This is a genomic window from Stieleria marina, from assembly GCA_007741555.1.
Taxonomy (GTDB): Bacteria; Planctomycetota; Planctomycetia; order Pirellulales; family Pirellulaceae; genus K23-9.
This window is the reverse complement of sequence record CP036526.1, coordinates 1,000,144-1,012,534: the sequence shown is the minus strand read 5'-3', so window position 1 is coordinate 1,012,534 and position 12,391 is coordinate 1,000,144. Positions and strand designations below refer to the sequence as shown.

Genomic DNA, 12,391 nt, shown 5'->3' with positions numbered 1-12,391 from the left:
TTCTCCGACGCTTTCGTACAGCGAACCAACCGGGGGGATACCGGCAGAATCAGCAGAGCAGGAAATACCCGAACGCAACTTCTACTCGGCCAGAAAGTAGTCCTGCGGGTCCACAAAATCATCGCTGCTGGAAGGCCCGTCAAAAGAGTTCGATGGCTGATTTGGCCCTTCCACTGATTCAGCATCCCGCATGACGACCGAATGCCCTGAATCCATGGGTACAGCCGCCGGGTCGGTGGTTGCGACAGAGGCAGAGCCAGGTGTCGTATCCCAAGACACACCGTTTTGCGGGGCAGCAAGTGCTGGCTCCGATGCGTCGTTTGACATCGACGGCTTGGGCGCCTCGCCGCGATCGAGCAGCGGGTTCATCTCCAATGCCAATTTATCTCTCGCCCACCGCCGCCATTCGGGGCGGAGCTCAATCATCACCAATTGCTGCAACAACGCGCGCGTATGATCGCTTTCATCACCTATGCGGACTCTTGCACGAACAAAATTACCTACATAGATCGGATTGTTCGGATCCATCTGAGCGGCCAGTTCAAAATACTCCAGCGCTTGATCCGTACGTCCGCCCTGCTCCAAGGCTAAACCCAAGTTGTTCAACGGCGATGGCTCATCGGGCAACAACGCAGCAGCTGAATCAAAGTGTGATGCTGCACTGGCTAGCCGACGCTGATCGAAATAGATCAAACCCAGATTGTTGTGTGCACGACCATTCGCTCCATCCAGTTCGATCGCGTTGCGAAAAGCTTTAGCGGCCAAATCAAAATGCTCAGCATGGTAGTGCTTCAGCCCCAACCGAAACGCAGATTGTGACTCGGGCGAAAGATGGTGCGTCGTCGATTTCACATGCACGACTTCGCTGCTATCGGTCTTGTGCAGCGAAGAACAACCCGCGTGAAACACTATTAGCGTGAAACCAAAAAGCATCACGGTAAGTTGGCAAAAAGCCCCCCTGCTCTGCCGTCGCGGCGGCCTTTCCTGTCGATCGGTCGGCAAGAAAAGGGCGGCGGGCATGGATGTTGGCGCAACCAAGAGCATTGAAGCGGAGAATCAGCACGACGAGGCATCTTCACGAATCGCTTATGGGTGAAAAGATCCGTTGGGTCAAGGTCAGACGAACATCCCAGAACTCCTCGTTCACCGAGTTTGACGTGCGCGGCGTCAAACTCAGGTCACGCGTGTCCATCCCATCCGCCTCGTCACGCAGCGACCGCGTGAACTCAACCAACTGCTTCAATGTCACTTCCTGCAACACAATTTGCGTTGCCCGATTCTGATAGTCCGATCGCCCGATACGACTGACGGGTTGAGGATCAATTGACAGTAGCGATTCGGGACTGATCTCGGCGGCTTCCAGTGCTTCATTGACTCGGCGCGAAATACGATCCGGAGGTTCCACTTCCAACGCAGCCAACCGTGGCCGCGCTTTCGCCGCTGCCATGTTCTTAGCCAACTCTTCAACGCGACTTAGGTCTGTCTGAGCTTTCTGATCGGCGCGAACAGCCGATGCGTATCCTTGATAAAAGAATGCGACCGCTAGTGTCCCAGCGACCAATAACACTGTGAACAATGTCAGCGGGTGACGTAGTTTTTGTTGACCAAGAGTCTGATTCACGGTTTCACCTGCTTTGCCTGAGGCGACCAGGTCCCACGAAACTGCGTCTGAATTCTGCCAGCAGAACTGCGCGTGCTGGACGGAGGTTCGACGGAAAAGCCAGCCTGTTCCAACGAGCGTGAAATCGGCCCCGCGTCCTGATAGCTAGACAGCCTCAGGTTCAACAAAAACTCTCCATCGTTAATTCGGACTGATTCAACGACAAACCCCTTTTCCACTGGCAAGTCTTCGTTCGAGGGAAGTGACGCGATCAAGGGCAACAGCACCGAACTTGCATCAATTGTCTCAGGAACATTGCCAACTGGATTCCTTTGTCCGATAAATTTACGGTGCTCACTTTCCATTCGCTTGACGATGGCCGCTGGCACACGCTGCCCAGGAAAATTCTCTTTGAAAACACCCTGCATCAAAGTCACCGCGTCGTCGGCGCGACCAGTATGTTGATGTGCTTTCCACCCAAGCACTCCGCAAGCAATCAGCGCCGCCGCCGTCAGTAGCGCCGCGAAAACCGAAAACGACTTCCGTGACGTTCGAAACGGATCATGAGCAGCTAACTTGCCGCGGCGCATCGCAAACCACGGTTTCAATCGACCTCGAAGCAGATCCAGAACGGCATCAATCGTCGCCTCAGGACGACCAAGCATGATTGTCACTTGCTGCGCATCCTGCGGAAGCCGACTGGATTGCAGCTGCAATTCTTGTTGCATGGCAATGGCCTGACTGGCACACAAGCTCCACGCGACCGGGCGTCCATTCAAAAGCGAAACCACGTCGCAGTTTGCACGCGTTGCCTGACTTGGCTCGGCCGGCGATTCGCCCTCGATCGTCAGCAACGATGTGCTGGCAACTTGCTTTTGCAAAAGTGCATGTTGCACACACAACAGCGTTTCACAAACAACATGCTGAACTTGCAACCCAAGCTGCTCCAAAGCATGCACGAGTGGATCAATCAAATCCGTTTCAATGGCGACACAGGAGATCGTGTTCTCGTCGGCCAAAAAGTCGACTTCGATTGCTTCCGCATCCACTGGCAGAACCGCTTCGACTGCATAACGAAGCGATTCGTGAGAGACTTCGCCCACCAAATTTCTGCGATCGAGCCGAATGAAATAGCTGACCTCCGATCCGGTGCAAATCACAACCCGGCCGCGATGGAGTCGTTCGTCACGCGCGTACTGGTCGGCCGCGTCGGCAATCTGCTGTGTGATGCGTTCACTGGCCGACACTTTGTTGCCAGCGATTTCAAACGGTAGCCAATTCGGCGCCGCACTGGCAGCGGTCGAATGCAGCCAGACACCATGACGCGACGACCGAATGATTAGTGCGTCTTGCATGTCATTCCCACGCGGGTAACAACCGGCCGTATCGTCCAACGTGGCCCAGCGGCAGATGATTGCCTTTGCTCAGCCATTAAGAAAATCCAATTCGTCCTCGAGGCTCATTTTCGGAAATTCTTCCGTCCGAATCGGTGTACGGTCATCCAACATTCCGTCTTCATCGTCAAGCATTTCCGACGCTGGCACGTTCGCTTGTGGACGAATGATTCGCGACTTCGAGCTACCCCCTGGCTGAGCGTCTTTCGTCGTCGGCCCTGCGTTTGCTTTTGCGTTGGTCCAGCTTAGATTCTCACCGACGGCCCACTGAATCCTTTGGCCCTTGTATCGCACCCAAACACCAGCATCATCAATACTCTCGATCAACACGCCTTTTGGCTGCAACTGAAAACGTTGCCCTTCGGATCGAAACGACAGCTGTCCTTCACGATCCGACGCGATGGCAAGGTTGGAACCAGGTTCGATGATGGTGCCAACGAGGCGAACACCCAAAGTCGTCGGCGCGGAAACTTTCGCCTGCGGCTTCGGAGTCGGTTTTGCTTTGGATTTTGCGACGACGACAACTGGCTTCGCCGCAGCACGACGCCCTTGTAGCGATCGGGACCAAAGTGCATCCAGATCAGCGGATCTCCAATCCTCCGACAACGCGGTCGCGGGCAACTGAGTCGCGGGCTTTCGTCCAGCCGTTTCCACTTTCACATCATCAATCGGCACGGCTGCCCAGGCCAACAATCCGGCCATCACCGCGACCAGAGAAATACTTCCCCAGCGCAAAGCGGTTGGCAAAACGGATCGTTGGTAATCCATCAAATGACGGGCAGCTGACAAATGAGACTAGGGAAACTGAAAAACGATTGTGCGGGTCAATCCGGTTTCATCGGAAATCAAAACCGACAACTGCTGTCGTCGCGTTTGACCGTCATTGGCTTCGACCCATAGAGACGCACATTGACTGCTATCGGCAAGCAACTCGCTGACTTTCCGGCGATCTTCTTCGTTCGTGACGGTTTGTCGTAAAACCAAGTCAATTTGTGACAAAGGTGCCGTCCGTACTCTCTGTTGGATGCGTCGGGCCAATCCATCTTGAACAACTTCGCGACAAACCGCAATGATCGCGTCGTCCGAAGCACGCCAGACATTCAGCCGGCCAGTGCCCCAGAGCGTCACATTTTGCGTCGTCTTGGCGATCTGACGCACATCCCCCGCGTTTTGAATGACTGCATCAAAGTCCAGCACATCCCCCCAACTGCGAAATGCGGGAGGCAAGAAACCAGGCTCGATTTCGTCTGCTGCTTCGTCGTCATCCCCTTGATCGGAACCCGACTGTTGATTGCCCAGGCGTGATGATCCCGCCCTGGAAACGGCTGCATCGAATTCACCCAAGCTACGTCGCTGCGGACGGAGTTGAATACTGCGAGAGTCTCCCAAATCGATCGTATCACGCATCGCTTTTTCGCACGCTGACGTGCCACCCAAATCGTAGATCGCGTTCAAATTCGCTTTTGCATCCTCGTCCGCTAACAGCAAGTCAAATTTCTGCCCGCCAAGTTCGACTTGGTCGGCGATTTGATGCCGATACTTTTGTCGCAACTTCGCTGACTGCTTGGCAACGAAATCGCTTCCCAAAAAAGCCCCCTGCCCTGCTGGCAAAACCGCTCGCTGACAAGTCAGCATTCCCCACCGCTGCTGCAACGCCCGTTGCTGACGTTGCACCGCAATGTTCGCTCGCGAATTGGCTCGCGCCACCTGTGTTAGCGCAGCGCCCAAAACTACGATCGCAACCAACACAATCAACAACACGACGCCCTGTCGATTCGTGCGTTTCACACGTTGCCGCCGATTCAAATGAGAGTGATGCATTATTCTTCCCAATGATGATGGATGGTCTGCCGGAGAAACACGTTGCCGTTCGAATCCAATAAATGGATCTGCACATTCTCCGGCATCGCATCGACGGGAACTTGCGAATCGTCGCCCAAGAGACCTTCGTCATCGCTGCGATTCGACAATGCAGCGATCGTATTGCTGGAAATCGTCATCGCAGCGGTGCCTCGCCATATTGGCTGGCTCATCGCACCGACGATTTGGTTTGTGCTGGGATCGACTTGCCACTGTTCACGAAACAACCACGGAACGATCGGCTCTTTGGAACTTGGCAACAACATCACGCGGTAGCGAACGGTCGCGGTTTGATGGTTGGAAATCAGACCACCATCGCTACGGTAGATCGCTCCTTGCAACAACACACCATCAGGCAACACCGTCAATCGATCGGCTTGGGAAAAGTCGCGTTGAAATTGATCCTCCAACAATTCGGTTCCTGCCAGTTGTTCTGCTATTCGCATGGCCGAATCCCGCAGCATCAATGTTTGACGACTGACCCCCAACAAAACGACCAGCAAAATCGCCGAAAGCACGGTCGCGACAACCATTTCGATCAACGTGAACGCTGACCTACAGGATGGATCGTTGCGAATTTTCATGCTCAGAATCCCCGCTGTAACGAAGCAGCGCCACGAACGTAGTCAACCGTTGCCAGCGGATAGGGGGCAACATTGCTTGACTGCGGGTGATAGATTTCCAAGCGAACGACCTCTGTTTGCACTCCACATATCAATCGCTGCGACAACACCCGCGTTTGCCAACGGAACAAGGATTCGCCCCCCACTTCGCCCACTGATGCGCCAGGCAATCCGTTGCTCGATTGCACCCAAACATTCAGCAGATCGTCAGCAACAACCATGGCTTGTCGTTTGCGTGCAGCCATGGCCAACGAACTTCGGTAACGCGAGAGCGCCGTCAGCGAACCGACGACCAAACTTGCCATCAACATCACTCCAATCACGACTTCTAACAGCGTGAATCCAGTACGGTCGCGTCGTGACCGTTGGGTCGTCAATTGCCTCACGTTCATCTGGCAGAACCCCTACTCGCGGAAACCCGACTCGCCGAAACCATCGCCAACAGTTCCACTTCACTCGCCACCGGAAACGCTTGTCCGCTGGTCCCTAAGACAACCACCCACGAACGCACGTCCTTTGCATCCGTAATCTCGACCGCATAAGTCGGGCTGTTGCCGGACAAGAAAAACGAAATCTCTGCGACGTCTTGAAGTGTGGCACTGGGGGTCAGTCGCAGTAATCGGCTAATCGAAAGATCGCCGGCGATTCGAACACTGCGATTGGAAAGTCGACAACGAAGTTCGTGGTCCGATAGCACTTGCATTCTGCCGCCCGCCGGATTCGAGCGTGCTGCGGCGCGTTCTTGCGCATCCAGTGCAATGATCTGAGAAACCACATGCTGAAGCGACGCTTGTGCCAATGTCGATCGAACCGACAGAAATCCCACGCCCGATATGACGGCCAACAAGAGCACGACAACGACCATTTCAATCAGCGTGAAACCGTTTCGCGATGAAACGCCGCCAAAGGAAGCGTTTGTGCCCCTAGCGGCCTTCATCAAGTGCCTCGCTGCTAAGGTCGCTGTCGCCACCTTCGCCGCCTTCCTTGCCGTCACCACCGAACGACAAGATTTCAAACGGTGCTTCGGTGGCGGGGCTGATGTACTCGTACGCGTTGCCCCACGGATCTTTGGGAAGCTTCTTGATGAAGCCATCGGGAAACGCGTTCGTTCCTTGCGTCAAAATTTCCAAGCCCTCTTCGTTGCTTGGATAACGCGACTGGTCTGCAAAGAACGTTTCCAACGCACTGACGATCGTCGAAATCTCTGCTCGCGCAGCATTCTGCTTGCTCGCGATCAAATAGCTGCGTGTCTGCACGGCGACCAAACTGCTTAACAGCCCGATGATCACCATCACCACAATCAGTTCCACCAACGAAAACGCCGACCGTGCCTTTCCTGATGAAGTCGCGCCGAGACGAACATTGGGATTGAGAGTGTCGTTCAAAGCATTTGTCCGGCTTGAAGAATAGGAAGGATGGTAGCGACGAGAAGGAAACCGACCAAAACTGCCATCAACAGGATCATCGCCGGTTCGAGTAGAGTTGCAACACGTGTCGAAGCAATCTGCACTTGATGATTATAGTCTTCGCCTAGCCGAATGAGCATCTGATCTAGCTGACCGCTGTCCTGTCCGACCGAAAAAACACGTACCGCAAGTGGCGGAAATACACCCGACTGCTTCAGCGAACCTGCCAAATCGCGTCCTGCCGTTAGGTCACGACTGCAGTCATACAAACAATCTTTCACGACCCGATTTTGTGTTGACCGCGCCGCCAATTCCAACGCTTCGTTCAGCGGAATACCGCTGCGGAGCAAAAGACCAATCACCATGGAAACGCGCGCAACGTGTTGTTTGATCAAGAGTGGCCCCAACAGAGGCAAGCGGAGCAGCCTGTGATGAATCCAGACTTGCCCCTTTTCCGAACGAACCAGGGCAATGACAACGATCGACACTGCGGCAATCACCAACAATAACTTTCCTCCGTGATGCACCAGCGCGTCACTGGCAAACTTTGCAACTCGCGTCGGCCAAGGGATTTGTGTCAAAGTCTCCTGCAAATTCTCCAGCAGCGGTGGCAACACCCATGTCATCAGAAAAATCATTGCTGCGGTGCCAAACACCAACAAGAACACGGGGTACATCAACGCCGTCGCCACCTTGTCGCCGAACTCCGAGAGCCGCTGTTTAAAATCAGCCAATTGATCCAGCACCAACTCCAGCGTCCCTGCGTTTTCGCCCACTTCGACCAAGCGAATGGACGCGACGTCAAACACGCCAGGCTCTTCCGCCATCGCTTCGGCCAGCGATCGTCCGGCAGAAATCTGATCGTGCAAACGCTTCAATGCGTCGCGCAGCGCACCACGATACTGCTGTGCCAAAATCTCCAGAGCTTCATCCACCGAAATGCCGGCTCGCAACAACATCGACAATTCGTGTGCCGCGCCGCCCCATTGGTAGCGAGCCCGTCGCTGGCTAATGATTTGCCACCACGAACGCTGATCAGTGCGTTTGATTTCCGAAAGCGACTGAACTTGCACGCCCTGATCACGCAACTGATCGCGGCCGCCACGCGGAGATTCGGCAGATACAGTTCCTTTGACACTTTGGCCGCTGTCATCAACACCAGCGTAAGAATAGATGGGCATCAGTCACCCACGTTCTTGGAGTCAAACGCCGCGGGATCTTCGTCACTGATTTGCGTGACGCGAACAACTTCTTGAAGTGTGGTGATCCCTTGGTCGATTTTTTCTCGTCCATCAGTGGCTAACAACGTCATTCCCGCCGCGATCGCTGAGTCGCGAATCTGGGACGAACCACTTCGCTGCTGAATGTGTTGACGACAAACGTCATCGACCACCAACAATTCAAAAAGCCCGACACGGCCGCGATACCCTGTTTGGCGGCAATCGTCGCATCCGACGGGGCGAGAGTCATTTTCCACACGGCACGTGGGACACAACGTCCGCACCAACCGCTGTGCCAGCGACGCGACCAACGAACTAGCAACTAGATAAGGTTGCACTCCCAAATCCAATAGCCGGGTTACGGCGCTCGCAGCATCGTTCGTGTGCAACGTGCTAAAAACAAGGTGCCCAGTCAGCGATGCTTGGATCGCCATGTTCGCCGTTTCCTCATCGCGGATCTCACCAACCATGATGATGTCGGGGTCCTGCCGCAACAGACTTCGCATTCCCGACGCGAACGTTAAGCCTTTTCGTTCGTTGATTTGTGTTTGGCTGATTCCATCCAATTGATATTCGATCGGGTCTTCCAATGTCAGGATGTTCGACTGAGCCGAATTCAGTGATTGCAGTGCACTGTAGAGCGTCGTGCTTTTTCCGCTTCCTGTCGGACCGGTCACCAAAATCAAACCGTGATCAATCCCGATCAATTTTTGCCAGTGCGTTCGCATCTTGCTGGGCATACCAAGGTCGTCCAGCGTGTATCGTCGTGCACTTTTGTCTAACAAACGAATCACGATGCGTTCGTTATGGCTGGTCGGCAAAGAAGCGATTCGCAAATCAACCACGCGATGCCCCAACTGCACCGTCGCTCGCCCGTCCTGTGGCAAACGCTTCTCGGCAATGTTCATTCGTCCTAAAACTTTGACCCGCGTGAGAACTTCTTCCTGAATCGATTTGGGGATCACAAACGTGTCAAACAAAACTCCGTCGATCCGCTGCCGAACTTGCAAGCGATCTTCGTACGGTTGAATGTGAATGTCCGACGCACCGGCAACAACGGCATCGAACAAAAGTTGATTGACCAAGCGAATCACCGGCGCGCGAGTGTCCGAATCCAGCAAGTCCTCTCGCGCAGCCAACAATGCCAGCTGCTCGCTGGCGTCGGACGTATCGATACCGCTAAGTGCACCACTCGCGTCACTACCGCGCCCAGAGTAAGCACTATCGATGGCGGCCAACACGGTTTGCGGTGACGCCAAGAGCACCGTTACATCCACGCCCAATCGCCGCGCCATGATGTCTCGCTGCGACCACGCTTCTTGTCGGCTGATTGCCAAAACAACCGATTCGCTGTCATCCGAATCAAGTCCGCGCAGTCCAATAATTCCATGCTGTCGAGCGTGGCCGATAGGAATCGCTTGCAAGAATGACTCGGAGACTTGCCAAGCATCCAACGAATCATGGATGGGCAAATTCAACTGCGACGCCAACTCTTGCAGCTGCCCATTCGTTTGGGCAACTCCGTTCGGTTTGGCACCCCCGTCCTCCTTGGCAGACCCGTTCTCCTTGGCAACTCCGATCGCTTCAGGACTGTCATCGGGAAGCGATTGGCTGCTGGAGTTCATCAATGAATCAATTCGGGGCGACTGGCCGGCAAGTCGCACGGCAACTGGACATCTTTCAAATCATTGTCGGACAAATACTTCAGGTCTGCAAACCGCGAATCGCGTAAAACGATCGGACGGATGAAAAGAAAGAACGACGTCGAACGATGCATGTCATCAGTACGACTGGTCAACTCTCGGAGGACCGGAATACGTTCCGCCCAAGGCATCCCCTTAAACTCTTCGCTGCTGGAGACGCGTTTCAATCCGCCAACGACTACCGTTTTTCCGTTGGGGATTGTGACAATGCTGCCGACACGGTCGATCTGACGAGGTGGAGGCAAGCCGTCTGCGCCGGATCCCTCAAACGTGCTGAACTCGACATCAAATTCTAACTGCAAATGGTCGTCTTCGTTGATATGTGGCGTCACGGTGATCACGGTGCCAGCGGATTGATCTCCGCCCAGACTGGTCGTCGCGACGGTATCGGATGCGTTCACACTGGTAAAAGGCACGCTGACGACGCTCTCCAGTGTTCCGGTGCTATTGTCGTTGACTAAGATTTTGGGGGCCGCCAAGACACGGGATCGATCGTGTTGGGCCAAAGCGCGAACGACAATGTCAGCCACATCAGGGTCGATCAACGTTCCGTTGAAACCAAGCCCCGGTGTAATCTTCAACGCGCCCGTGTCCGCATCCACTTCGCTCAATCCGAACGAAGAAAACTTAAACAACCGCTTCGCTCCGCTACGATCACCTGCCGAGACTTCTACCCCCAGTGTGTAGTTGTCCGTCGTACTCACTGCGATCACTTTGGCTTCGATCAAAACTTGCGGCCGACGTTGATCAAGCGACTCGATCAGTTTGGCGTACATGGGTTGAACATTCGACGGCGCGTAAACAATCAAACTGTTGGTCGAAACATCGGCCGAAACACGAGCACCGCCTGGCAGCGTTGCCACCGTGCCCCCGCCCTGCCCTTGCGAAAAACCGCCACCTGCAATTCCACCATTCGCAACACCACCCGCCAACTGATTTGCAGATCGGTTACCAGCGATTTGGTTGTTGCCAAAACCACCGTTCCCGGCCGCCAATGTGGGACGGGCCAATGGATTAGACGGCTGCTGAGCCAATGACTGACGCGAGTTCGAGATGGGATTTAGCGGCAGCGATGTGACCTGGTTGTTCAGTGCGTTGCCCGCTTGAAATCCGCCAAACGCTTGGTTAGCACCCAGCGCGGGATTAAATGCGCCGGGAAAACCGTTGCCGACGAATCCGGTTTGTGCAACTCCGCCCAGAGCGCCGTAGAATCCGCCGTTGTTACCGACTCCGGCCCCCACTGCTTCTTGCAGAGCCAACAGTGAGTACAGAACGTCGATCGCACTAGCGTTCTTTAGCTTGTAAAACTGAATCGGACTTTCGTTGGTGTCGATTTTTGAATCCAGCTGTGCGATCAGATCCTTGATCTGTCGGTGCACGTCTTCCGGCGCACGGACGATCAACAAGTTCCCTTCTTCGTCGACGGTCGACTGATACGCCGTCTCACTATCGTTGGGCGGTTCGATGAATCCGCCGATCAAACGATCAATTCTCGCAGCCGTTGTGTTTCGGATGCGATAAACCTCCGTCGTCACCCCCAAGGCAATATCAAGCCGCAGCAAAATCTGCTGAGCTTGAGCGACCAAGTCCATGGTGCCGGCGATCATGATTCGATTGCCCAAAGGCTGAGGCACAATCGACAAATTGACTTGATTGTCTTTGGTCGAAACGGATTTCAACAAGCTTTCGACTTGTTTGGCCAAACGATCCGCTGATTGGTGACGCACTTCGTACATCACTAGTTCGGCACTGCCAGCAGGTTGATCGACTAAGTAAATTAGGTCGGCGAGTGTTGCGATCGACGCTGCGTAATCGGTCACGATCAACGTATTGGACTTTGCGACCGAAGCGAGGTTCGCCCCATCACCGCTCAAAAATGGCTTCAGTACTTCCGCAACCGACTCCGCTGATAAGTTACGAAGTACGAATACTTGGGTGACCGGCGTGGCCGGGTTCAGCGGCGCTGAATCGGAAACTTGATTGCTGGGGCGTGGCGGCGCAGTTCGACGGATCGCGGATAGCGAAGCCATGTCGCGTACTTCGACAATTCGCTTCCAGCCTGCTCGATCCGAATCAATCAGCGCCAACCCTTCGGTTCGCAGCACATTACCAAGCAGCGTCATCAGCGACTCAACAGGCACCTGCTCGGGCGTCCGTATCGAAACCTCTTTGGCCGCAATGGCGTCGTCGTATTCAAACTGGATATTCAGTCGTTTGGAGAGGTAGCCCACCAACGCATCCAGCGGTACTTTGCCTTGCAGGTTCATTCGAACGGTACCGCCACCGATCGCACGCTTGGGCACCGGCAAAGGTTGCGTCTGAACCTCGGGCCCCACCAGTCCGCCAAGATTGTCTTGCGCGACAGATGACTGCGAAATAGCGCTAACCACCAGCCATCCTATGACCGTCAATTGCAACAAAAGGCGGTGGCTGCTCCCGAAACGCTCGATGGCAAGCAGCATCAAACGTGGGCCTTGGGACCACGCACAACGAAACCGATTGCCAACGAATTGCATCACCAGAGAGCACCTAGCAGAGAAAGCTTGCTAAACAATCCATGACTGTTAGCAAGCTTTCCCGGGTGA

General features: G+C 54.6%; 12 protein-coding genes. All 12 read right to left on the bottom strand.

What is annotated here, in order from left to right; all coding sequences use genetic code 11:
- Positions 1–81: 81 nt before the first annotated feature.
- On the bottom strand, positions 82–933 hold the full coding sequence (locus K239x_RS03630) for a tetratricopeptide repeat protein (protein WP_419189635.1): 852 nt from the start codon (positions 931–933) through the stop codon (positions 82–84).
- A gap of 142 nt (positions 934–1,075) precedes the next feature.
- Positions 1,076–1,621 carry a hypothetical protein gene (locus K239x_RS03625; protein ID WP_145416297.1) on the bottom strand — a complete coding sequence of 182 codons (546 nt, stop codon included), beginning with the start codon at positions 1,619–1,621 and terminating at the stop codon, positions 1,076–1,078.
- Positions 1,618–2,955: a hypothetical protein gene (locus K239x_RS03620; RefSeq protein ID WP_145416296.1), complete on the bottom strand. Its 1,338-nt coding sequence runs from the start codon at positions 2,953–2,955 to the stop codon at positions 1,618–1,620. The genes K239x_RS03625 and K239x_RS03620 overlap by 4 nt, the downstream gene beginning before the upstream one ends.
- 69 nt (positions 2,956–3,024) lie before the next feature.
- Positions 3,025–3,762 (bottom strand): hypothetical protein, encoded by a 738-nt coding sequence (locus tag K239x_RS03615; protein WP_145416295.1) that lies wholly within the window; start codon positions 3,760–3,762, stop codon positions 3,025–3,027.
- Positions 3,763–3,789: 27 nt separating this feature from the next.
- Entirely contained in the window at positions 3,790–4,815 is a 1,026-nt protein-coding gene (locus tag K239x_RS03610) for a hypothetical protein (RefSeq protein ID WP_145416294.1), read from the bottom strand.
- Entirely contained in the window at positions 4,815–5,438 is a 624-nt protein-coding gene (locus K239x_RS03605) for a prepilin-type N-terminal cleavage/methylation domain-containing protein (RefSeq protein ID WP_145416293.1), read from the bottom strand. The genes K239x_RS03610 and K239x_RS03605 overlap by 1 nt, the downstream gene beginning before the upstream one ends.
- 2 nt (positions 5,439–5,440) lie before the next feature.
- Positions 5,441–5,854: a type II secretion system protein gene (locus tag K239x_RS03600; RefSeq protein ID WP_419189634.1), complete on the bottom strand. Its 414-nt coding sequence runs from the start codon at positions 5,852–5,854 to the stop codon at positions 5,441–5,443.
- 11 nt (positions 5,855–5,865) lie between these two features.
- A complete protein-coding gene (locus K239x_RS03595) occupies positions 5,866–6,414 on the bottom strand; it encodes a prepilin-type N-terminal cleavage/methylation domain-containing protein (protein WP_145416291.1) in 549 nt (182 codons plus the stop codon).
- Positions 6,401–6,862 (bottom strand): type II secretion system major pseudopilin GspG, encoded by a 462-nt coding sequence (gspG, locus tag K239x_RS03590; RefSeq protein ID WP_419189633.1) that lies wholly within the window; start codon positions 6,860–6,862, stop codon positions 6,401–6,403. Before gspG ends, K239x_RS03595 begins: the two co-directional genes overlap by 14 nt.
- Complete coding sequence (locus K239x_RS03585; RefSeq protein ID WP_145416290.1) at positions 6,859–8,064, bottom strand: type II secretion system F family protein; 1,206 nt, start codon at positions 8,062–8,064, stop codon at positions 6,859–6,861. Before K239x_RS03585 ends, gspG begins: the two co-directional genes overlap by 4 nt.
- The gene (locus tag K239x_RS03580; protein ID WP_145416289.1) at positions 8,064–9,728 is read right to left on the bottom strand and encodes a GspE/PulE family protein; all 1,665 of its coding nucleotides are present in this window, start codon (positions 9,726–9,728) and stop codon (positions 8,064–8,066) included. Before K239x_RS03580 ends, K239x_RS03585 begins: the two co-directional genes overlap by 1 nt.
- Positions 9,728–12,268: a secretin N-terminal domain-containing protein gene (locus tag K239x_RS03575; RefSeq protein WP_419189632.1), complete on the bottom strand. Its 2,541-nt coding sequence runs from the start codon at positions 12,266–12,268 to the stop codon at positions 9,728–9,730. Before K239x_RS03575 ends, K239x_RS03580 begins: the two co-directional genes overlap by 1 nt.
- Between the last annotated feature and the right edge of the window lie 123 nt (positions 12,269–12,391).